The 25,359-nt window shown below is 75.7% G+C and carries 4 protein-coding genes; all 4 read left to right on the plus strand.

Features of this window, described 5'->3' with window-relative positions:
* Positions 1 to 22 precede the first annotated feature (22 nt).
* Positions 23 to 1,156, plus strand: coding sequence for an OzmP (locus ABZ478_RS25870; protein ID WP_359553041.1), 1,134 nt, complete (start codon positions 23 to 25; stop codon positions 1,154 to 1,156).
* A gap of 29 nt (positions 1,157 to 1,185) precedes the next feature.
* Positions 1,186 to 3,825, plus strand: a complete 2,640-nt coding sequence (locus tag ABZ478_RS25875) for a beta-ketoacyl synthase N-terminal-like domain-containing protein (RefSeq protein WP_359553042.1) — start codon at positions 1,186 to 1,188, stop codon at positions 3,823 to 3,825.
* A gap of 136 nt (positions 3,826 to 3,961) precedes the next feature.
* Entirely contained in the window at positions 3,962 to 22,087 is an 18,126-nt protein-coding gene (locus ABZ478_RS25880; protein WP_359553043.1) for an amino acid adenylation domain-containing protein, read from the plus strand.
* Complete coding sequence (gene fabD, locus ABZ478_RS25885; protein ID WP_359553044.1) at positions 22,084 to 25,320, plus strand: ACP S-malonyltransferase; 3,237 nt, start codon at positions 22,084 to 22,086, stop codon at positions 25,318 to 25,320. The genes ABZ478_RS25880 and fabD overlap by 4 nt, the downstream gene beginning before the upstream one ends.
* Positions 25,321 to 25,359: the final 39 nt, after the last annotated feature.

The raw sequence follows: 25,359 nt of genomic DNA on the forward strand, positions 1-25,359 counted from the left end.
GACGGGTTCCACAGGGGGTTCCGTGTCCAGTTGCACCGTCTGCTCGCTCAAGGCCGACCACCCGGGGGTGGTGCTCGACGACCAGGGGGTGTGCAACCTGTGCAACCTGGACTTCGCCTCCGACCTCCTCGTCAACTACCGCTACACCAGTGAGGTGTTCACCGAGTTCCAGCAGGCGAAGGCCGGACCGGGCGAGTACGACTGCCTGTTCATGTACAGCGGCGGCAAGGACAGCACGTACATGCTGGACAAGTTCGCCAACGAGTACGGCAAGCGGGTGCTGGCCTTCACCTTCGACGTGCCCTTCGAGAGCGTGCACGCCGCGCAGAACATCGCGCTCGCCCGGGAGAAGATCCCGGCGACGTTCGTCCTCGACGCCGACGACGACAACATCAAGCTGATGATGCGCGAGGTGTTCAACCGCCCCGCGCCCAAGAAGCCGGGCAACTACCTCGACGAGAAGCTGCCCTGCGTCTCCTGCCGCACCTTCTTCGTGCTCCGCGCCATCCTCATGGCCTACCGGCAGAAGATCCCCTACATCGCGCTGTGCGCCGACCCGCAGCAGATCCTCACCATGGAGTCCAACGTCCGCGAGATCGTCCGCGGTTTCTACAAGACGTTCGGCGAGCGGCTCACCGACACCCTCTTCGGCGGACAGCTCGAGGAACTGCTCTTCGACGACGACGAGAACCTGCCGAAGATCGTCTTCCCGTTCATCGCGATGCGCCACGACTACGACCCCGACCGCATCGTCGAGGAACTGCGCGCCAAGGGCCTGTACGAGTCCTCGCCGATGGAGACGCACTGCACGCTCTTCCCGCTGCTGAACTACTACTCGTTCAAGAACTTCGACTGCATGTTCTACAAGCTCAACGCGGCCAGCCACGTACGGTCCGTCAAGCGCAACGCCTCCTACGACCGGAACACGTTCAGCATCAAGTTCCCCCGCTCGCTCGACCTCGCGGACGTCGAGGAGCGGCTCGGCACGGTGGTCCGGGAGATCGCCGCCGGCGAGGGCGACCGCGACGAGCACGAACGCGCCCTGATCGACCTGTTCCAGCGCATGGACGCCGGCGAGGACGCCGCCCGCTTCGTCGCCCGGAGCTTCCTCGACATGCGGTCCGTCGCCGCGGACCTCGGCATACGGCTCGGCTGAGAAGCCGGCAGCAACAGGAGACAACCACCATGACCCCTTCCGACTCCGACGTCGCCATCGTCGGCATGGCCTGCCGGTTCCCGGGCGCGGACTCCGTCGAGCGGTTCTGGGACGTGCTCAGCGAGGGCCGCGAGACCCTGACCCGCTACACCGACGAGGAACTGCTCGCCGCCGGCGTCCCCGCCGAACGGCTGGCCGACCCCCGCTACGTCCGGGCCGCCCAGACCATCGACGGCACGGACCTGTTCGACTCCGAGCTGTTCCAGTTCACCCACGACGAGGCCGAGATCCTCGACCCGCAGCACCGCGTCTTCCTGGAGTGCGCCCTGGAGGCCCTCCAGCGGGCCGGCTACGACCCGGGGCGCACCGACGGGCACATCGGCGTCTACGCGGGCGCCGGCCTCAACACCTACCTGCTGCACAACCTCGGCGAGCGCTACCGGGCCGCGTCCACCGTCGACCACTACCGGCTCATGCTCGCCAACGACAAGGACTTCCTGGCCACCCGGGTGTCCTACAAGCTCGACCTGCGCGGACCCAGCATGAGCGTCAACACCGCCTGCTCCACCTCCCTGGTGGCCGTGCACACCGCGTGCCTCGCCCTGCTCGGCGGCGAGTGCGACATGGCCCTCGTCGGCGCCGTGCACCTCGCCCCGCCGAACCAGGGCTACCAGTACCAGGACGGCATGATCTTCTCCCCCGACGGCCACTGCCGCGCCTTCGACGCCGAGGCCCGGGGCACCGTCATCGGCAGCGGCGCGGGCGTCGTCGTCCTCAAGCGGCTCTCCGAGGCGCTCGCCGACGGCGACTGGATCCACGCCGTCGTGAAGGGCTCCGCCGTCAACAACGACGGTTCCGCCAAGACCGGTTACACGGCGCCCAGCATCGCCGGGCAGGCCGAGGTCATCGCCGACGCCCAGGACGTCGCCGACGTCGACCCCGGAAGCATCGGCTACGTCGAGGCGCACGGCACCGGTACCCCGCTCGGCGACCCGATCGAGGTCGCCGCGCTCACCGAGGCGTTCCGGGAGGGCGGCGCGGAGGGCACCGGGACTTGCGCGCTCGGCTCGGTGAAGACCAACATCGGGCACCTCGACACCGCGGCCGGGATGGCGGGCCTGATCAAGGCCGCGCTGATGCTGGAACACCGCACGCTGGTGCCGAGCCTGCACTACACCCGGCCCAACCCCGAGATCGACTTCGCCACGAGCCCCTTCTACGTCAACACCGGCACCACCGACTGGAAGGCCGAGGGCGAGCACCCGCTGCGGGCGGGCGTCAGCTCCTTCGGCATCGGCGGCACCAACGCCCACGTCGTCCTCGAGGAGCCGCCGGCGCGTACCGAGGCGGACCCGGGCCGCGCCCCGGAGTTGCTGGTGCTCTCCGCCCGCTCCGAGAACTCCCTGAAGCAGTCCGCCGGAGCGCTCGCCCGCCACCTCAGGGCCCGGCCCGGCCTCGACCTCACCGCCGTCGCCCAGACCCTCGGGCTCGGCCGCCGCGCCCACCCGCACCGGCTCGCCGTGGTCGCCCGCGGCACCCGTGAGGCCGCCATGGCCCTCGCCCTCGGCGACGAGGCACGCACCCGGCAGGGCGTCGCCGGACCCGACGGGACCGGCGCCGTGCTGGTCCTCACCGGAACCGGCGCCGACGCGGCGGACACCGCCGAGCTGTACGGCGCGGTGCCCGCCTACCGGGATGCCGCCGACGCCTGCGCCGCCGCCCTCGGACGGGCGGGCCGCACCGGGGAGCTGCTCGCCGGCGACGACCCGCACGCGGCCTTCGCCCACGAGTACGCCCTCGCCACCGCCCTCACCGCCTGGGGCCTCACCCCGGCCGGCCTCGCCGCGGCCGGCACCGGAACGGCCGTCGCCGCGGCCCTGTCCGGGGCGCTCCCGCTCGCCACCGCCCTCGCCCTCGCCGCCGGCATCGCGCCGGAGCGCGCCGGGGTGCCCCGGCTGCCCGTGCTCAGCCCGCGCACCGGCCGCTGGGCGACCGAGGACGAGGCCCGCGACCCGGCGATCTGGACCGGCCGGGCCTCCCTCGACGCACTGGACGCGCTGCTCGCGGACACCGGCGACTTCGCGCTCCCGCTCACCCCGCGGGACGGCGCCCCGGCCGGGCACGCCCACCTGCTCACCCTCGCCGCCCAGGCGTGGACGCGGGGCGCCGCCCTCGATCCCGCGGCCGTCCACGGCGACCGGGACGTCCACCGCGTGCCGCTGCCCACCCAGCCCTTCGAACGCCGCCGCCACTGGGTGGACCCCGGCAGCCACGGCCCCGCCGCACCGGCCGGCCGGGACGACGACCGGCTGCTGCACCGGTTCGACCCGGCCGACCCCGAGCACAACGTGCGCCTCGTCACCGACTACCTCACCGGGGAGGTCGGCAAGGTGCTCGGCGGCCGTGACCGCGCCGCCCTCGACACCAACCTCTTCGACCTGGGCCTCGACTCGCTGGTCCTGATCGAGGTCGTCGCCAAGCTCGGCGAGCAGCTCGACTTCGAGGTCCCGGCCACGGCCTTCGTCGAGTTCCCCACCATCCGCTCCTTCGTCGGCAACCTCGCCGAGCTGATGGGCCTGGCCCCGGCCCCCGGCGGCGCGCCGGCCGAACCGGCCCGCGTCTCCCGGCGCGCCCAGCGGGCCGCGGCGCGCGCCGCGGACCCGGCCTGACCCCCGGCGGCCCCGGACGTCCCGCACCGGCCGCCACCTCAACCGGCCGGGGCCGGCCACGGCCCCGGCCGGCCCGCCTCCCGGCGGCGAACTCCCGGCCCGCGGCGGCCGATCGAAGACCTGAGAGAGAGCAACTGTGGACGACAAGCGCAAGCTGCTGCTGAGCCTGCTGGCCGCCCGCGACCCGGGCCAGACCCCGGCGGCCGGCGACGGCGTGGCGATCGTCGGCGTCTCCGGCCGCTACCCGCTGGCCGGCACCACCGGCGAGCTGTGGGAGAACCTGCGGACGGGCCGGCACTGCATCCGGGAGGTGCCCGCCGACCGCTGGGACGCCGACGCGCACCACGACCCCGCCGGGACCCACGGCAGCTACAGCAAGTGGGCCGGGTTCATCGACGACGTCGACAAGTTCGACCCGCTCTTCTTCCAGATCTCGCCCGCCGACGCCGAGGCCATGGACCCGCAGGAACGCCTCTTCCTGCAGACCGCCGCCGCCGTCCTGGACGACGCCGGCCACCCGGCCGCCCGGCTCGCCGCACGCGGACCGGTCGGCGTCTTCGTCGGCGTCATGAACAACAACTACGAATGGATGGGCGGCGAGGCGAACGCGCGCGGCGTGCGCACCGACGCCCACTCCAACCACTGGTCGATCGCCAACCGGGTGTCCTACACCTTCGACTTCACCGGCCCCAGCCTCGCCGTCGACACCGCCTGCTCCGCCTCGCTCACCGCCGTCCACCTGGCCTGCGAGAGCATCCGGGCGGGGGAGTGCCGGGCCGCCGTCGCGGGCGGGGTCAACCTGATCCTGCACCCCATGCACCTGCGCATGCTGGCCGACCGCGGGATGATCTCCCGCGACGACCGGCTGAAGAGCTTCGGCGCCGGCGCCGACGGCTTCGTGGACGGCGAGGGCGTGGGCGCCGTGCTGCTGCGGCCCCTCGCCGACGCCGTCGCCGACGGCGACCGCGTGCTCGGTGTCATCCGCGGCTCCGCCATCAACGCGGGCGGCAAGACCGGCGGTTACACCGTGCCCAGCGCCGCCGCGCAGGCCGAGGTGATCCGCGGCGCGCTGCGGCGCGCCCGGGTGGAGCCGGCCGGAGTCGGCTACGTGGAGGCCCACGGCACCGGCACCCCGCTCGGCGACCCCATCGAGATCGCCGGCCTCGCCGAGGCGTTCGGCGGCCGGTCCGGCGCCGAGCGGCCGGCCGTCGCCGTCGGCTCCGTGAAGTCCAACATCGGCCACCTGGAGTCCGCGGCCGGCATCGCCGGACTGACCAAGGTGCTGCTCCAGCTGCGCCACCGCGCGCTGGCCCCGTCGCTGAACTCCGCCCGCCGCAACCCCGACATCGACTTCTCCGGCACCCCCTTCGAGATCCAGCAGGCCCTCGCCCCCTGGACACCCGTGGAGCCGGGCACCCCGCTGCGCGCGCTGGTCAGTTCCTTCGGCGGAGGCGGCGCCAACGCCTGCGTCCTGGTGGAGGAGTACCTGCCGGACACCGCCGAACAGGGGCCCGCCGCCCCGGACGGCGAGCAGCTGCTGGTGCTCTCCGCGAAGAGCGAGGACCGGCTGCGCGCCTGCGCCGCCGACCTGGCCGCCCACCTGCGCCGGGCCGGTGAACCGGCCCCGGACGCGGACCCCGGCCAGGCGCTCGCCGAGGCGCAGCGCCTGTGCCTGGACCTCGCCGCGCGCATCATCGGCGTACCCGCCGAACACCTCGATCTGGGCACCGACCTGGCCGAGTGCGGGTTCTCCGTCACCGAACGCGCCCGCTACCACGAACTGCTCGCCGCCGAACTGGACGGCGAACCGCCCGCCGCCCTCGGCACGGCGGCCACCATCGGCGCCGTCGCCGGCGCGGTGGCGGCCGTACGGCGACCGGCGCCCGCCACCGCGCCCCCACCCGGCGAGCCGCGGCTCGCCGACGTCGCCCACACCCTCCAGTCGGGCCGCACCGCCCACGAGTTCCGCCTCGCCCTGTCCGCCCGCCGGTTCTCCGAGGCCGCCGCCGCGCTGGAGACGTACGCCGCCGGGGGCACCGACGCCCGGATCACCACCGCCCGCGCCACCCGCGCCCGGGTCGTCCTCACCGGCGCCGAGGCAGAGGCGCTGCAAGAGGCCCTGCGGGTACGGGACTTGACGGCGGTCGCCGAGCGGTGGGTCGCCGGCGCCGACGTCGACTGGTCCCGCGTCACCCCCGCGGCGGCCAGACGGACCGAGCTGCCCTCCTACCCGTTCGAACGCAAGCGGTACTGGATACCCCAGCCGCCCGCCACCCCCGCCACCCCCGCCACCCCCGCGACGCCCGCCGCCGAACCCGCCGTGGAGCTACCGGACTTCTACCGCCCGGTGTGGGTGCGCGAGGCCGCCCCCGCCGATCCCGCCGCCCCGCGTGCCCGCCGGACCGTGGTCCTGGTGACCGCCGCCTCACGGCGGCTCGGCGAGGCGATCGCGGCCCGCGACCCGCTCGCCCGCGTCGACCTCGTCGCGCTCGACGAACAGCCCCTGGAGGCCTGGCTGAAGGCCACCGAGGGCGCCGACCTGGTGATCCACCTCGGCGGTGCGGGCGCCGCCGTCACCGACGCCGTCGGTCTCGGCCAGGCCCGCGAGCACCTGCGGCACGGCCCGCTGTCCCTGTTCCACCTGGCGCGCGCCCTCGCCCCCACCCGCCTCGTCGTGGTCACGAGTGACGTGCACGCGGTCGCGGGCGGCACCGCCGCCAACCCGTTCGCCGCCGGGCTGCACGGACTGCTCCAGGTCGTCGCCAAGGAGCGGCCCGACCTGAGCGTCGGCGCCCTGGACTACGCCGGCGCCGACCTCGACGGCGACCGGGCCACCGAAGCCCTCGTGGACGCCGTGCTGGCCGTCCCCGCCGACCCCGCGGGACGCACCGTCGCCCTGCGCGGCGGGGTCCGCTACGTCCGCCGCCTCGGCCGGGTCACCCTGCCCGAACCCGGCCCCGTCTTCCGGGACCGCGGCGTCTACCTGCTCGTCGGCGGCACCGGGGGCATAGCCCAGGAACTCAGCCGCCACCTCGCCCGGCACCACCGGGCCCGCCTGGTCTGGTTCAGCCGCAACGAGCCCGGCCCGGCACAGCGCGCCGTCGCCGAGGAGATCCGCGGCCTCGGCGGCGACGTCACCCACGTACCCGGCGACGCCTGCTCGGTCGCCGACCTGACCGCCGCCGTCGAAGAAGCACAGCGCCGGTACGGTGCCCTGCACGGCGTCGTGCACGCCGCCATGGCCTTCGACAACCACCCGCTGGCCGAACTGGACGAGGCCGCCTTCACCGCCGCCATCCAGGTCAAGACCGTCGGCGCCGCCGCGCTCGCCGCCGCCGTGGCGGGCCGGCCGCTGGACTTCCTGGCCTACTTCTCCTCGGCCGGCTCCTTCGGCAGCTTCGCCGGCAACGGCGCCTACATCTGCGCCTCAGCCACCGAGGACGCCTACGCCCTGTTCCTGCGCGACCGGCTGCCCCACCCCGTCACCGTCGTCAACCAGGGGTACTGGGGCCAGGTCGGCTCCGGTGCGCGACCGGGCCTCGCCGAGATCTTCGCCGGACTCGGCATCCGCGACTTCGGCCCCGCCGAGGGCATCGCCGCCGTACGCAGGGTCCTCGGCAGCGGACTGCCCCAGGCGATGCCGATCCGCGCCGGACGGCGCGCCCTGGAGGCCATGGGCCACGACCCGGCCCTGGACGGCGAACTCGCGGCCGGCGGCCACCCCGCCACCCTCGCCGGGGCCGCCGCGGGCCTGGCGGCCGGACCGGGCCCGGACCCCGCCGCCCGCCGCGTCCTCACCGGATACGAGGAACTGGAGGCGGTCTCCGCGCCCATGCTGCTCGGCGTCTACCAGCGCATGGGCGTCCTGCGGCGCTCCGGCGAGCGGCACGGCGCCGGGGAACTGCGCACCCGCCTCGGCATCCTCGACCGGTTCGCCCGCCTGCACGAGGCACTGCTCAACATCCTCACGGACGCCGGCTACCTCACCCGCGACGGCGACCGGATCACCACCACCGCGGCGGTCGACACCGTGGACCAGGCCGAGGCCGCCGGACGCTGGGAGGCGGAGTTCGACCGGATCGCCGCCGCGCACCCCGACATCGAGCCCACCGTCACCCTCAACCGGCTCTTCCTCGACGCCTACCCGCGCATCCTGCGCGGCGAGGTGGGCGCCACCGAGATCATGTTCCCCGGCTCCTCGATGAAGCTGGTGCAGAACTTCTACAAGGGCAACCCGCTCACCGACTCCTTCAACGTCCTCGTCCGCGACACCGTCCGGCACTTCCTCGACGCCCGGCTGCCACAGCTTCCGGCCGGCCGCGGCGTCGAGGTGGTCGAGCTGGGCGCCGGCACCGGCGCCACCAGCGAACGCGTCCTGCCCGCCCTGGCACGGCACGAAGGCCGCGTCGGCTACACCTTCACCGACATCTCCCCCCGCTTCCTGGAACACGGCCGCGAACGCTTCGCCGAGCGGTACCCCTTCGCCCGCTTCCAGGTGCTCAACCTCGAACGCGGCCTGACCGAACAGGGCTTCACCCCGGCCACCGCCGACCTGGTGCTCGCCACCAACGTCGTGCACGCCACCAGCGACCTGCGGGCCACCCTGCGCAAGGCCAAGGCCCTGCTGCGCCCCGGCGGCTGGCTGGTGCTCAACGAACTGACCTCCGTACGGCCCCTGCTCACCATCGGCGGCGGCGTCCTGGAGGGCTGGTGGGCGTTCGGGGACGGCGAACTGCGGCTGCCGGACTCGCCGCTGGCCTCCCCCGAGGGCTGGACGCGGCTGCTGCACGAGGAGGGCTACGCCCCCGTCACCGCCCTCGGCGCCGACGACCCGGCGCTGGGACAGACCGTGCTGGTCGCCGAGAGCGACGGCATCGTGCTCACCCCGGACCCGGCCGCCCGTACCGCCCCGGCCCCGTCCCGTCCCGCCGAGCCGCGGGCCGCCCGGGCCCCGGCCGAGCCGGCCGGCCCGGCCTCCGGCACGGACGGTGGCGACGGTGGCGATGGTGGCGTGGGCGAGCGGCTGCGCGAACTCGTCGAGGGCGTACTGAAGCTGGACGAGCGGATCGACGCCGACCGGCCGCTCGCCGACTACGGCTTCGACTCGCTCAGCGGCATGAAGATCGTCGCCGCCGTGGACGAGACGTTCGGCGTCGCCGTGCCGCTCGGCGACTTCTTCGAACGCCCCACCCTGCGCGAACTGACCGCCCACCTCACCGCCGGCCGGCTGGCCGACGCGGCCGCCCCGCGGCCCGACCGGGCCGACGCCGCACCGGCCCCGGCCGAAGAACGGCGCGAGGACCCCGGTCCGGGCGCCGCCGCGGCCGCCGAACTCGTCCTGCGCCCCAGGACCGACGCGGAGAGTTGCGTCCACCCGCTGAGCGAGGGCCAGCGCGCGCTGTGGGTGATCGAGCAGATCGCCCCCGGCACCTACGCGTACAACCTGCCCCTCGCCCTCTGGCTCGACCGGGACCTCGACGTCCTCGCGCTGCGCACCGTCCTCCAGGACCTCGTCGACCGGCACGACGCACTGCGCGCCACCGTACGCACCGGCGACGACGGCACGCCGTACGTCCGGGTCGCGGCCGAGCCCGAACTGCCCTTCCAGCAGGTCTTCCTGACCTCCGTCACCGAAGACGACCTGCGCGGGCGGATGCGCGCCGACCTGCGCCGCCCCTTCGAACTGTCCACCGGACCACTGGTACGGGCCACGCTCTACACCCTCGGAGACGGCCGCAACGCCCTGCTGCTCACCTTCCACCACGCGGTCTTCGACGGCGTCTCCATCGCCCTGCTGCTGCGCGAACTGGAGCGCGGCTACCGCGCGGTCCGCGCCGGGCTGGCACCGGACCCGCGGCGCCCCGCCCGCGGCTACGCCGACTTCGCCGCCTGGCAGCGAGACCTGCTCGCCGGCGACGAGGGCGCACGGCTGCGCGCCTACTGGACCGAACGGCTGGGCGGCCGCCGCACCGCCGTGCCGCTGCCGCTGGACCGGCCCCGCCCCGCCGTCCCCGGCCACCGCGGGGCGAGCCTTGACGGGCACATCCCGGCGGACGTCACGGACCGGGCCCGCGCGCTCGCGTCGGCGGAGCAGACCTCGCTGTTCGGCGTGGTCCTCGCGGCCTGGTTCGCGCTGCTGCACCGCTACGCCGACCAGGACGACATCGCCGTGGGCACCCCCACCGCGGGCCGGCCGCCGAGCGGCTACGACGACGTGCTCGGCTACTTCATGAACATGGTGGTGCTGGCCGAACGCGTCGACGGCGGCGAGGAGTTCCGCCGGCTCCTCGGCCGGGTCCACCGGACGGTACTGGACGCCCTGGAGCACAGCGCCTACCCGCTGATCACCCTCGCCGAGGACCTGCGCCGGGCCGACCCCGAGACCGGCACCCCGTTCAACGTCGCCTTCTACTTCCAGAACTGGACGCGCGCCGCCCGGACCGGCGACGGCGCGGACGCCGTCGTCCTCGGCCCGGTCGAAGGCGTCCACCAGGAAGGCGAGTTCGACCTCACCCTGGAGGTGGTCGAGCAGGCCGAGGGCTGCCGCTACACCCTGAAGTACGACCCCGGCCTGTTCGACGAGGCCACCGTGGCCCGGCTCGGCGAGCACTTCGCCACCCTGCTGGCCGCGGCCGTGGACCGGCCCGCCACCGCCGTCGGTGAACTGGACCTGCTCACCGCCGCCGAACGGGCCCTGCTCACCGCGCCCGCGCCCGCCGACTACCCCGAGGACACCCTCGTCTGGCAGCTCGTGAAGCGCCAGGCCGAGGCACGTCCCGACGCCACCGCCGTCCGCCACCGCGGCACCGCGCTGACCTACCGCGAACTCACCGCACGCGTCGACGCGCTCGCCGCCCGGCTCACCGCGGCCGGCGTCGGCCGCGGCCGCACCGTGGGCGTCCTGCTGCCGCGCGACGCGGACCTTCCCGTCGCGCTGCTCGCCGTCCAGGCCGCCGGCGGCACCTACGTGCCGCTGGACCCCGCCTACCCGCGCGACCGGCTCGCCTACATGGCCGAGGACGCCAAGCTGCACCTGATGCTCACCCACTCGTCCGTGACGGGTGACCCGGGCGGTGTGCCACGGCTCGTCACCGACACCGCCGAACAGCCGCCCGCCCTGCCCTCACCGGGCCCGGCCGGCCCGTCCGACACCGCCTACGTCATCTACACCTCCGGCTCCACCGGCCGCCCCAAGGGCGTGTGCGTCCCGCACCGCGCCCTGACCAACTTCCTGTGGTCGATGGCCCGCGAACCCGGCTGCGGGCCGGGCGACACCCTGCTGGCCCTGACCACCGTCTGCTTCGACATCTCCGGTCTCGAGCTGTACCTGCCGCTGATCACCGGCGCGACGGTCGAGATCCTCCCGGCCGAGGACGCCCGGGACGGCCTGCGGCTGCGCGAGGCGCTGGAGGCGAGCGCGGCCACCGTCGTCCAGGCCACCCCGGCCACCTGGAACATGCTCCTCGCGGCCGGCTGGCGGGGCGACGCCCGGCTGAAGGTGCTGTGCGGCGGCGAGGCGCTGCCCGCCGAGACCGCCGAGGCCCTGCTCGCCGGGAACCAGGAGGTGTGGAACCTCTACGGGCCCACCGAGACCACCATCTGGTCCGCGGCCCGCCGCCTCGCTCCCGGCGAGCGCGTCACCATCGGCACGCCCATCGCCAACACCGTCCTGCACGTCCTGGACGGCGCCCGCAGGCCCGTCCCCACCGGAGTGGCCGGTGAGCTGTACATCGGCGGCCACGGCGTCGCCGACGGCTACCTCGGACGGCCCGAACTGACCGCCGAGCGCTTCCTGCCCGACCCGTCCGGCGCCGGACCCGACGCCCGGGTGTACCGCACGGGCGACCTGGTGCGCCGCCTCGCGGACGGCCGGATCGAGTACCTCGGCCGGATCGACTCCCAGGTCAAGGTGCGCGGCTTCCGGGTGGAGCTGGAGGAGATCGAGGCGACCCTGCGCCGCGTCGACGGCGTCCGCGAGGCGGTCGTCGTGGCCCGGGGCGCCGCCGCGGGCTCGCACACCCTGCTCGCCTGCTACGTCCTCGACGACGGCGCGGCCGAACCCACCCGTGACCGGCTCGGCGCCTGGCTGCCCGAGCACATGGTCCCGGAGACCCTGCTGCGCGTCACCGGGTTCCCGCGCACCCTCAACGAGAAGGTGGACCGGGGCACCCTCGCCGCCCTGCCGCTCCCCGAACTGCGCGCCCGCTTCGGCGCCGGGCCCGCGCGCCGGGAACCGGCGCCCGCCGCGCCGCCCGCCCCCGAAGGCGGCCGGGCGGCGCTCGAGGCCGACCTGGCCCGCATGGTCGCCGGCCTGACCGGCCTGCGCCCCGAGGACATCGGCACACACACCCCGCTCGGCGAGACGGGCATGAACTCGGTGAGCTTCACCGCCCTCAGCGCCGAACTGCGCAAGGCCTACGGCATCACCGTCTACCCGACCCTCTTCTACCGCCGGGGCACCCTGCACGCCCTCGCCGAGCACCTGTGGCAGGAGCACTCCCACGAGCTGCCCGCCCGCTTCGCCACGGCGGGCACGGACAGCGGGACGCCTGGCCCGGACGACGCCGGCGCGCGCGAGACGGCCGTGACCCCGGACCCGAGCGCGTCCCGCACCGGGGCGCCGGGCACCTCCGGCGACGCGCGGCACAACCCGGCCGGCGCCGACGTCGCCGTCATCGGGATGGCGGGCCGGCTGCCCGGCTCCGCCGACCTGGAGGAGTTCTGGGCGCATCTGGCCGCCGGGGACGACCTGGTCGGCGAGATCCCCGCCGACCGCTGGGACTGGCGCGACCACCCGCGCTCCCGTTCCCGCTGGGGCGGCTTCGCGCCCGGCGTCGACCGGTTCGACGCCGCGTTCTTCGGCATCTCGCCCCGCGAGGCCGAACTCATGGACCCGCAGCAGCGGTTGATGCTGGAGACGGTGTGGTCGGCCGTCGAGGACGCCGGGTACCGGCCGTCCGAGCTGGCCGGGAAGCGCGTCGGCGTGTTCGTCGCCGTCACCAACTCCGACTACCTGGAGGTGCAGCGGGCCGCGGGACGCGGCACCGAGGGCCACACCCTCACCGGCGCCGCCCTCTCCGTCATCCCCAACCGGGTGTCGTACCTGCTGGACCTGCGCGGCCCCAGCATCGCCGTCGACACCGCCTGCTCCGGCTCGCTCACGGCCGTCCACCAGGCCTGCGCCGCCCTGCGCGACGGCACCTGCGACCTGGCCATCGCGGGCGGTGTCAGCCTCATCCTGGCCCCCGGTGTGTACGAGGCGCTGAGCCAGGGCGAGATGCTCAGCCCCGACGGCCGCTGCAAGGCGTTCGACAGCCGCGCCGACGGCTATGTGCGCGGCGAGGGCGCGGGCGTGGTCCTGCTCAAGCCGCACGAACGGGCCCGCCGGGACGGCGACGCCGTGCACGCCGTGATCAAGGCCGCCGCCGTCAACCACGGCGGCCGGACCACCTCGCTCACCGCCCCCAACCCCGACGCCCAGGCCGACCTGCTCGTCGACGCCTACCGGGGCGCCGGGGTGCCGCTGGACACCGTCGGCTACATCGAGGCGCACGGCACCGGCACCGCGCTCGGCGACCCGATCGAGACCACCGGCCTGAGCACCGCGTTCCGGCGGATCCGGGCCGAACAGGGGCTCGCTGAGACCGCGCGGCCCTGCGCCATCGGCTCGGTGAAGACCAACATCGGCCACCTGGAGGCCGCCGCCGGCATCGCGGGGCTGTTCAAGGTGGTCCTCGCGCTGCGGCACGGCACGATCCCGGCCAGCCTGCACTTCCGCGAGCGGAACCCCTATCTGGAGCTCGACGGCGGCCCGTTCGAGGTCGCCGCCACCGCCCGGCCCTGGCCGCGTCCGCGGGACGCCGCCGGAGCGGAGCAGCCGCGCCGCGGCGGCGTCAGCTCCTTCGGCTTCGGCGGGGCCAACGCGCACATCGTCCTGGAGGAACCACCCATGCCGGATGCCCGCGACGACAGCCCGGCCGAGCAGCTCTTCGTGCTGTCCGCCCGCGACGGCGAGGCTCTGCGCCGCTCCGCCCAGCGGCTCGCCGACCACCTCGGGCGGCACGACGTCCCGGCCGCCGACCTCGCCCACACCCTGCAGACGGGCCGCGAGCCCATGGCGCACCGGCTCGCCGTCGTCGCGGACAGCGCCGCCGGGCTGCGTGCCGAACTGCTGGCGCACCTGGCCGGGCGGCCCTCGGCGGTGCGCACCGGCCGGGCGGCGGACGGCCGCCCGGGCACCCCGGCCGCCGGCCCCGGCGACCCGCGGGGCCTCGCCGCCGACTGGCTGCGCGGCGCCGACGTCGACTGGTCCGCCCTGCACCGGGGCGCCCGCCGCCGGGTCCACCTGCCGGCCTACCCCTTCGCCGGGCCCCGCCACTGGGCGGCATCCGGCACCGCCGCGCCGGCCGTCTCCACCGCCCCGGCCGTCTCCACCGCTCCGGAAGCCGCCGCCGGTCCGGGCGCACCCGCCCGTCTGCACCCCACCCTCCTGGACACCGACGTCTCCATCCCCGGTGAGCACGTGTACGCCAAGACGCTGACCGGGGACGAGTTCTTCCTGCGCGATCACGTCGTCGGCGGCGAGCGCGTCCTGCCCGGCGTGGCCTACCTGGAGATGGGCCGCCTGGCCGGCGAACTCGCCGCCGCCGGCACCCCCGTACGCGCGGTGGACGACCTGGTGTGGGCCGCGCCGGTGCGGCTCCCGGCGGGCCGGGCCGAGCACCGGCTGACCGTCCGGGTCACCGGTGACGGCGCGCACCACTCCTTCGAGGTGTGCGGCGACGGCGAGGGCGCACCGGTGCACGCCGCCGGCACCCTCCGCCTCGACGCACCGGCCCACCGCCCCGCCCAGGCCGACCCGGCCGGCATCCGCGCCCGCTGCCCCCGCGTCACCACGGGGGCGGACTGCTACGCGGGCTTCACCCGGCTCGGCTTCGCCTACGGCCCCGCCTTCCAGGTGATCGAGGAGATCGCCGAGGGCACGGACGAGGTGCTGGCCACCCTGGTGCTGCCCGAGGCGCTGCACGCCGACGCCGGCGCGTACGCCTTCCACCCGGCGCTGCTCGACGCCGCCCTGCAGACGGCCGGCCGTCTGGTACCGGGCGCCGGCGACCCCGCGGGCCCGGCGCCGTACCTGCCGTTCTCGCTCGGCGCGGCCCGGCTCCACACCCCGCTGCCCAGGCGGGTGTTCGCGCACGCCACACCGGCCGCGCGCCCGGCCCCCGAGGGATCGCTCGCCTTCGACGTGGCCCTGCTCGACGAGCACGGCACGGCCGTCGTCACCCTGGAGTCCTTCACCCTGCGGGCCCTGCCCACGACCGGCGCCGTGGCCGCCTTCGAACCAGGGTGGCAGCCCGCGCCCCGGCGCCGGCCGGGCCCGGCCGGCACGGTCCTGCTGCTGGCCCCCGCCGACGGCACCGCGGCCACGCCCGACGCGGCCGCCCTCGCCGCCGCGCTGCGCACGGCCGGTGCCGAGGTGCGCCGCCTCACGCCGGGCCCGGGCTTCGACGCCGCGGCGGCCGTTCGTGCCGCGGGGACCGGCCCGGTCCGCGTCCTGCACCTGTCCGCGGGCGAACCGGACTGCGGGGCGGCGGTGGAGTCCGGCTTCCACACCGCGCTGGCCTTCCTGAGGGCCTGGCAGCCCGACCGGCACGACGCGCTGACCTACCTCCACGTCCACCAGGAGCCGGCCGCGTCGCCCGCCGACCCGGCCCTGGCCGCCTTCGCGCGCTCGGTCCGCCTGGAGCACCCGGCCATCGCCTTCGGCGTCCTCGCGGTCGCGGCCGGCACCCCGGCCCGGGACGTCGTCGCCGAACTCCTCGCCGAGGGCGGCCCGGAGACCGAGGCACGGCTCACGCCGGACGGCCCCGAGCGCCGTTCCTGGCACCGGACCGCGCTGCCGGCCGTCTCCGGCTCGGCGTTCACCGGCGCGGGCGCGCACATCGTCACCGGCGGCACCGGCGCGCTCGGCCTGCTCGCCGCCGAGCACATCGCCGCCGCCCGCCGCGCGGCCGGGGTGACCGGCGGCGGCATCGTCCTCGCCGCCCGCACCGCCCCCGACGCCGCGACGCGGGCCCGCGTCGACGCCCTCGGCGCCCGCGTCGTGCTCGCCGACGTCGCCGACCCGCGGGACGTGCGCGCGCTGATCGACGCGGCGCGCGGCGCGTACGGTCACGTCAGCGGTGTCCTGCACGCCGCCGGTGTGCTGCGCGACGGGCTGCTTCGCGGCAAGGAACGCGCCGACGCGGACGCCGTGCTGGCGGCCAAGGTGCGCGGCACCACCCTGCTGGACGAGGCCACCGCCGGCGAGCCACTGGACTACTTCGTCGTCTACTCCTCCGCCGCGGCCGCGTTCGGCAACGCCGGCCAGACCGACTACGCCTTCGCCGGCGGCTTCCTCGACCGCTTCGCCGAGCAGCGGGAGGAGCGGCGCCGGGCGGGCACCCGCCGGGGCCGCACCCTCTCCGCCGCCTGGCCGGTGTGGTCCGAGGGCGGTATGCGCATCGACGCCAAGGCCGAGGAGTACATGGACCGCGCGCTCGGCATGCGCCCGCTGGCCACCCGTCCCGCCCTGGACGCGCTGGAGCGGGCCCTCGCCGGCACCGCGCCGGCCCTGCTGCTCGCCCCCGGCGACCCGGCCCGCGTCCTCACCGCCCTCTCCGGCCCCACGGCCGCGCCGCCCGCAGCACCCCGGCCCGGTGCCGACGCCGCGTCAGGCTCCGCCGCCGGATCGCGAGACGAGGCCGAGCGGCTGGTCCTGCGGCTGCTGGCACAGGAGCTGAAGACGCCGGAGGCGGACATCACGGTCACCGAGCCCTTCGACCGGTACGGAGTGGACTCCCTGATCACGATGAGCCTCATCCGCGGCCTGGAACAGCACGTCGGACCGCTGTCGAAGACCCTGCTCTTCGAGCACGTGACCGTCCGAGACCTGGCCGCCCACCTCGCCGCCGCCCATCCCGCCGCCTTCGCCGCGGCCGCACCGGCGATCACGGGGAACGCACCCGCGGCCCCCGGCACCGAGCCGCCGGCCGCCGGTACCGGGCGGCCCGCCCCGGCTGCGCAGACGGTCCGCGCCGCCCCCACCGGCGGCGCGGACGACATCGCCGTCATCGGCGTCGCCGGGCGCTACCCCCAGGCCGGCGACGTCACCGAGTTCTGGCGCAACCTGCGCGCCGGCCGCGACAGCGTCGAGGACATCCCGGGCGACCGCTGGGACCACGGGGTCTTCTACGACCCGGACAAGTCGGCCACCGGCAGGACGTACGGCAAGTGGGGCGGCTTCGTGCCCGGCGCCGACCGCTTCGACCCGCTGTTCTTCCGGATGTCGCAGATCGAGGCCGAGCACACCGACCCGCAGGAGAGGGTGTTCCTGGAGACGGTCTGGCACCTGCTGGAGGACGCCGGCTGCACCCGCGAGCGACTGCGCGGGGCGCGCACCGGCGTGTTCGTCGGCATGATGTACGGCCACTACCAGCTCTACGGCGTGCGGGACGCGCTGCGTGGCGAGGGCTTCGCGACCTCCTCGTCGTACGCCTCCGTCGCGAACCGGGTGTCGTACTTCTTCGACTTCACCGGCCCCAGCGTCGCCCTGGACACCATGTGCTCCTCGTCGCTGGTCACCATCCACCAGGCCTGCCTGGCCATCCGCAACGGCGATTGCGACGTCGCGGTGGCGGGCGGGGTCAACATCTCCAGCCACCCGGTGAAGTTCCTCCAGCTCGCCCAGCGCGGCTTCCTCGCGGAGGACGGCCGCTGCCGCAGCTTCGGCGAGGGCGGCACCGGCTACGTCCCGGCCGAGGGCTCCGGCGCCGTGCTGCTCAAGCGCCTCGACGCGGCCGTCGCCGACGGCGACCGCGTACTCGCCGTGGTCAAGGCGTCCGCCGTCAACCACGGTGGCGCGGGCGCCGGTTACAGCGTCCCCAACCCCCGGGCACAGGGCGACCTGGTGCGGGCCGCGCTGGACCGCGCCGGACTGCGCCCCGCCGACCTCGACTACCTGGAGGCGCACGGCACCGGGACCGCGCTCGGTGACCCGGTCGAGGTCAACGGCATGCTGCGGGCCTTCGAGGGCGACCTGCCCGAGCGGCTGCCCATCGGCTCGGTCAAGTCCAACATCGGGCACGCCGAGTCGGCCGCCGGCATCGCCGCGATCACCAAGGTGCTGCTGCAGATGCGGCACGGCGAGCTGGTCCCGTCCCTGCACGCCGCCCGCCTCAACCCGAACATCGACTTCACGTCGACCCCGTTCGAGGTCCAGCGCGAGCGGGCGCCCTGGCCCCGCCGGGTGACGGCGGACGGCGCCGACCGGCCGCGGACCGCGGGCGTCAGCTCCTTCGGCGCGGGCGGCACCAACGCCCACATCATCCTTCAGGAGTACCTCGGCCCCGACGCGCCCGTCCCCACGGCCCCGGCCGGTCCCCAGCTGGCGGTCCTCTCCGCCCGGGACGCCGGCCGGCTGCTCGCGCAGGCCCGGCGCCTGGCCGCCCACCTGCGCGCGGAGACCGGCTCGGCGACGGCCCAGCAGGTCGCCTGGACCCTGCAGACCGGGCGCGAGGCCATGGCGCACCGGCTCGCCGTCCTCTTCGGGGAACTGCCCGAACTCATAGCCCGTCTTGAGGAGTTCGCGGCCGGCGGCAGTCCCGCCGGAAGCTGGACCGGCGTGGCAGACCCGCGCCGGCCCGCCCCCGGCACACCGCAGGCCGCCGACCCCGCCGCCCTGGCCGACGCCTGGACCCGGGGCCAGACCGTCGACTGGACGGTCCTGCACCGCGGCGGCCATCCGGGCCGGGTGGCCCTGCCCGGCTACCCCTTCGACGGGGACCGGGTCTGGCTGGCCGCGGCCGACGCCGAACTGGCCGCCCTCACCGGCGCGCCGGCGGACGGGGGCCTGCTCCTCACCCGGCGGTGGACGCCCGCCCCGCCCGTCGCCCGCACGGCGCGGCCCGGCCTGACCGCCGTCCTGGCCGCACCCGGCACCGAGGCACTGGCCGCCCGGCTCGCCGCCCTCCTGCCCGCCGCCGAGGTGCTCACCACCGACCGGCTGGACGCTGAACTCGGCGCCGACGGCACCCGCTGGGACCGCTTCGACGCCGTCGTCGACCTGGCGGGCTGCGCCGGCACCGGTCCGGCCCCCGACCACACCACGCTGCCCACCTGGCTGCGCTGGCTCCAGCACCTCGTCGACCGCGGCCGCCGTGACCTGCGCGCGCTGCTGGTCACCCGCGTCACCCCCGAGGGCGCGCCCGGCCTCGGCGGCGCGGCCCGCATCGGCCTGTACCGGATGCTGCAGAGCGAGTACCGCCATGTCCGCTCCCGCCACCTGGAGATCGACGGCACGGCCGGCGACGACCGGCTCTGCCGCTGGGTGGCCGACGAACTGTGCCACGACGACGAGCCCGCCGAGGTCGCCTACCGCGACGGCGTCCGGCACCTGGCCCGGCTCGCGGAGGAGCCCGGCGGGGCGGGCGCCGCGGCCCGCTTCCCGGCCGGCCACGTGCTCTGGGTCACCGGCGGTACGCGCGGCATCGGACTGCTGACCGCGCGTCACTTCGTCGCCGAGCACGGCGTGCGCAAGCTGGTCCTGACCGGACGCGAGGAACTGCCGCCGCGTGCCGAGTGGGCCACGCACATCGCCCAGGACGGCCCGCTGGGCCGCAAGCTGCGTCCGCTGGCCGAACTGGCGGACCGGGGCGTGGAACTGGAGGTCCTCGCGGTGCCGCTGGAGGAGCGCGAGGCGCTCGCCAAGGCCCTCGCCGACGTCCGCGGGCGGCTCGGCCCGGTCGGCGGCGTGGTGCACAGCGCGGGCGTCACCGACTTCGAGAACCCGGCGTTCGTGCGCAAGCCGCACTCCGGCGTCGCCCGTGTCCTCGGCCCGAAGGTGTTCGGCCTCGACGCCCTGCTGGAGGTGTTCCGGGACGAGCCGCTGGGCCTGTTCGTCGTGTACTCCTCCATCGCCGCGGCCGTGCCGGCCCTCGCGGTCGGCCAGAGCGACTACGCCATGGCCAACGCCTACCTGGACGCGGTCGCCCTGCACCGCCCCTACGGGCTGCCGCTGGTCAGCGTGCAGTGGCCGAGCTGGAAGGACACCGGCATGGGCGAGGCCCGCAGCGCCGCCTACCAGGCCTCCGGGCTGGCGGCGCTCTCCGACGAACAGGGACTCGCCCTGCTGGAGCGGGCCCTGGGCAGCGGCGCCAGGGTGGTCATGCCCGTCGTGCCGCGCCCGGACGCCGACTTCGACCCGGGACGCCTGACCGCCCGCCGCCTGGACCCGGCACCGGCCGCCTCCACGGCCCTCGATGCGCCCGCGCCCACGGCGCCCACGGCGCCCACGGCGCCCGCCGTGCCCGCCGTGCCCGCCGTGCCCGCCGAAGGAGCGGACGGGGACGCCCAGGTGCGTGCGGCGGTCGGCGCGGCCGCCTCCTGGCTGCTCGACCGGCTCGCCGAGGAGCTGCGCTTCGACCGCGCCCGGCTCTCCGGTGACGTGCCGGTCCAGGACTACGGCATGGACTCGATCATGGTGTCCCAGCTCGTCCAGTCCGTCGCCAAGCGCCTGGACGTCTCCGTCGACCCGTCGGCCCTGCTCGAACACCCGACCGTCGACGCCTTCGCGGGGCACCTGGCCGAGGCGCACCGCACCGAACTCCTCGCCGTCTTCGGCACTCCGGCGCCGGAGACCACGCCCGCGACCGCACCGGCATCCGTCCCCGCACCGGGCCCCGCCCCGGCCGGGCTCCCGGCAGGCGCCCCCGCGGCCGGCGCCCCGCGCGGCCGGGACACCGCCCCGGCACCCACCCAGGCACCCACCCAGGCGCCCGCCCCGGCGTCCGCCGCGCCGAACGCGCCCACCGCGCCGACCGCGCCGGCGGACATCGCGGTCGTGGGCCTGTCCTGCCGCTTCCCCGACGCCGGTTCCGCCGACGCCTACTGGGAGTTGCTGCGTGAGGGCCGTTCGGCGCTGCGGCCGGTCCCCGAGGAGCGCTTCGGCCGCCCGCTCGGCCACCACGCCGGTCTGCTGCCGGACGTCCTGCGGTTCGACCCGGAGGCGTTCCTGCTGTCCGAGGCGGACGTGGCGGCCATGGACCCGCAGGCGCTGCTGCTGCTCGAAGAGGTCAACAGCGCCGTGCACCACGCCGGTTACCGGCCCGCCGACCTCAAGGGCCGCAGGATCGGCGTGTACGTCGGCGGCCGCGCCACCCACACCCCGGACCCGGCCGCGCTGGAGCGGTCCAGGAACCCGGTCGTGGTGACCGGGCAGAACTACCTGGCGGCGAACGTCTCGCAGTTCTTCGACTTCCAGGGCCCGAGCCTGGTCGTGGACACCGCCTGCTCCTCCGCGCTGGTCGCGATGGACACCGCCGTCCAGGCGCTGCGGTCCGGCTCGGTGGAGGCCGCGGTCGTCGCCGGGGTGAGCCTGCTCGCCGACGACCGGGCGCACCAGGTCTTCGGCCGGCGCGGACTGCTCAACCCAGGCCCGGAGTTCCACGTCTTCGACCGCAGGGCCGCCGGACTCGTCCTCGGCGAGGGCGTCGGCGTCGTGGTGCTCAAGCCGCTCGCGGCCGCCCGCGCCGCCGGCGACCGGGTGCTCGCGGTGCTGCGCGGCATCGCCGTCAACAACGACGGCCGTACGGCGGGACCCGCCACTCCCAACCTCCAGGCGCAGAAGGCCGTGATGACCGAGGCCCTCGCCCGCAGCGGCCACGCCCCGGGGGACATCGGCTGGGTGGAGACCAACGCCACCGGGGCCGCCGTCACCGACCTGCTCGAACTGAAGGCGATCGACGGCGTCTACGGCACCACCGCGCCCCGCTCGGCCCCGGTCGCCCTCGGCTCCGTCAAGCCGAACATCGGGCATCCGCTGGCCGCCGAGGGCATCGCCGCGTTCATCAAGGTGGTGCTGATGCTCCACCACCGCACCCAGGTGCCGTTCCGCTCCGGACAGGAGCCGCTGCCGCACTTCGACCTGGACGCCTCCGCGCTGTACTTCCCGCGCGCGGCGGCCCCCTGGCCGGCCACCGCCGAAGCCGCCGCGCTCAACTGCTTCGCGGACGGCGGCACCAACGCGCACCTGCTGCTCGCGCCCGCCCCGGCGGACCACCGCGCCACCCGCGCCCCGCTGCCCGGGCCGGCGCTCGACCGCACGGTCGTCGTACGGGGCGCCGGTGGCCGCTCCGGGGCCCCCGCCGGTCCCGCGGCACCCGCGGGGCCCGCACCGGCGGCCGAGCCCGCGACGGCGGGCCTGTTCTGGGACACGTACCGGTGAGCGGCACCGCCCCGGAAGCGCTGCCCGTGGTCTTCATGTTCTCCGGGCAGGGCTCGCAGTACTACGGGATGGGCCGGGAACTCTTCGCCGAGAACGAGGTGTTCCGCACCGCCCTGCGCCGCCACGACGCCGTCGTGGCCGAGGAGCTGGGCGAGTCCGTGCTCGCCCGGCTGTTCGACCCGGACCGGCGCCGCAACGACCCCTTCACCGACACCCGGCTCACCCACCCGGCGATCGTCATGATCGAGCTCGCCCTCGCCGAGACCCTGCGCTCGGCCGGGGTGGAGCCCGACCACCTGCTGGGCTCCAGCCTGGGCGAGTACGCCGCGGCCGCCGTGTCCGGCAGCATCGCGCCCGACACCTGCCTGCGGCTGCTGGTCCGCCAGGCAGAGGGGCTCGGGGCCGGTCCGCGCGGCGGCATGCTCGCCGTGCTCGCGGGGCCCGGGGTGCTGGACCGGGTGCCCGCGCTGCGGGCCTGCGAGGTCGCCGCCCGCAACTACCCGGGCCACTTCGTGGTCGCCGGCGCGGACGACGACCTCGACCGGGCCGAGGCCGCACTGCGCCGAGCCGACGTGCTGCACCAGCGCGTCCCCGTCGAGTACGCCTACCACTCCCGCCTGATGGACGAGGTGCTCGACGCGTGCCGGCCCTCGCTGGACGAGGTCGAGTTCGCCCCGCCGGCCCTGCCCTGGGTGTCCTGCGTGGACGGGGAGCCGGTCGAGCGGCCGAGCGCCGGGCACTTCTGGCAGGTGGCCCGCCGGCCCATCGAGTTCCAGCGGACCATGGACCGGATGCGCGCCCGCGGCGACTTCCTCTACCTGGACCTCGGCCCCTCGGGCACCCTGCACAACTTCGTCCGAGGCAACCTCCCGGCGGCCACGCGATCGAAGTCGCTCGCCCTTCTCAGCCCGTTCGGCCACGACCCGGGCCTGCTGGACAAGGCCCGCGAACTGGCCGCCCCGGCGACACGGAACCGACCGAAGACACCAAGGAAGGCACATCGCATGAAGGTCTACGGTTTCCCCGGCCAGGGGTCCCAGGCGCGGGGCATGGGCCGGCACCTGTTCGAGAAGTACCCCGAGCACACCGCGACCGCCGACCGGGTGCTCGGCTACTCCCTCGCCGAGCTCTGCCTGGACGACCCCGGACGGCGCCTGGGGCAGACGCAGTTCACGCAGCCCGCGCTCTACGCCGTCAGCGCCCTTGGCCACCTGGAGCGGCAGGCCGAGGACCCCGCGCCGGCCGACTACCTGATCGGCCACAGCCTCGGCGAGTACGTGGCCCTGTTCGCCGCCGGTGTCTTCGACTTCGAGACCGGGCTGCGCCTGGTGCAGCGGCGCGGCGCGCTGATGGCCCAGGCCGGTGGCGGCGGCATGGCGGCCGTGGTCGGTCTGGACGAGACGGGTCTGCCGCGCGTCCTGGCCGAGGCGGGCATCGAGGACGTCGACATCGCCAACCACAACGCCCCCGAGCAGCTCGTGCTCTCCGGTCCGCGCGAGTCCGTCGAGACGGCCTGCGCCGCCGTGGAGGCCGCGGGCGCCCGCGCGGTGCGGCTGAACGTCAGCGCCCCCTTCCACTCCCGCTACATGCGCGGTACGGCCGAGGAGTTCGCCCGCTTCCTCGACGGGTTCACCCTGCGGGCGCCGGACGTTCCGGTGCTGGCCAACGTGGACGGGCAGCCGTACGACCCCGACGCGATCAAGGAGACACTGACCGCGCAGATCGTCTCGCCGGTCCGCTGGACCGACACGGTGCGCCGGCTCATGGGCCACGGCGACTTCGACTTCGTGGAGATCGGGCCCGGCCGGGTGCTGACCAACCTGGTCGCGAAGATCAGGAACACCGCGGAGCCGCTGCCCGCCCCCACCCCGCGCCCGGTCCCGTCCGGGCCCGAGCGGCGCACCCCGGCCGCGTCCCCGGCGGCCACCGCCACCGAGTCACCGCTCACCGCTCCGGTCGCAGCCGCGGTGACCGCCGACACCCTGGGCGCCGCCACGTTCCGGGAGCGCTACGGCCTGCGCCGCGCCTACCTGCTGGGCTCGCTGTACGGCGGGATCTCGGGCCGCCGGATGCTGGGCGCGGCCTCGAAGGCGGGCCTGCTCGGCTTCCTCGGCACCGGCGGCCTGACCCTGGAGGAGGTCGACGGCAGGCTCCGGGAACTCGCCGGCGACCTGGGCCTCGGCGGCGCCTTCGGCGTCAACCTGCTCTACCGGCACGGCGCCCCGCAGGAGGAGTCGGCGCTGGTGGACCTGCTGCTGCGGCACGGCATCGACCTGGTGGAGGCCTCCGGCTTCCCGCTGATCACCCCGGCCCTGGTGCGGTTCCGGCTGAAGGGCGGCCGGATCATCGCCAAGGCCAGCCGTACCGACGTGGCAGCGGAGTTCCTGGCCCCGCCGCCCGAGCGGCTGGTCGCCCGGCTGGTGGAGACCGGCGAGGTCACCGCCGAGGAGGCGCGCGCGGCGGCCGGCCGGCCCATGGCGGACGACCTGTGCGTGGAGGCCGACGGCGGCTGGCTGACCAGCACCGCCGACCTGCTGACCCTGCTCCCCGCCGTGCTGCGGCTGCGCGACGCGGCCGCCACCGCGTCCGGACACCGGATCCACGTGGGCTGCGCGGGCGGCCTCGGCACCCCGGATGCGGTGGCCGCGGCGTTCCTGCTCGGCGCGGAGTTCGTGCTGACGGGCTCCGTCAACCAGTGCTCCGCCGAGGCCGCCACCAGCGCCGAGGTGAAGGACGTCCTGCAGGCGGCACGGGAGTACGACGTGGACACGGCGCCGTGGGGCGAGCTGTTCGAGTTCGGTACGCGGGCCCGCTATCTCAAGCGGGGCCTGTTCTTCCCGGCGCGGGCGTCCCGGCTGCACGAGTTGTGGCGCCGGCACGCCTCCGCGGCCGAGCTGGACGACGAGACCATGACGCAGATCCTCGACCGCTACCTGGGCGGCGCGCACCCGGCGCCCGCGGCACCCGGCACGGACCCGAAGCAGGAGCTGGCGGAGTTCTTCCGGGCCTACTTCACCCGCGGCTTCCGGCTCGCGGTGACCGGCGACGACCGGCACCGGGTGGACTACCTGGTGCACTGCGGCCCGGCGATGGGCGCCTTCAACCAGGTGGTCGAGGGCACCGCTCTCCAGTCGTGGTCCGCCCGCACGGTGGAGGCGATCGCCGACACCCTGATGGAGGGCGCGGCCGCCCACCTCACCGCCCGGCTGAGCGCCTTCCACCGGGCCGGCTGACGGCGAACGGCGGACCGGGTGCGGGCCGTGCGCCCCGCC

Origin of the sequence: Streptomyces sp. NPDC005706, from assembly GCF_040631045.1 — a bacterium.
In the GTDB taxonomy this organism is placed as follows: domain Bacteria; phylum Actinomycetota; class Actinomycetes; order Streptomycetales; family Streptomycetaceae; genus Streptomyces.

What these genes read in the sequence shown, in the direction of transcription:
- ABZ478_RS25875 (WP_359553042.1), top strand. Translation starts at nt 1,186, where the DNA reads ATGACCCCTTCCGACTCCGACGTCGCCATCGTCGGCATGGCCTGCCGG.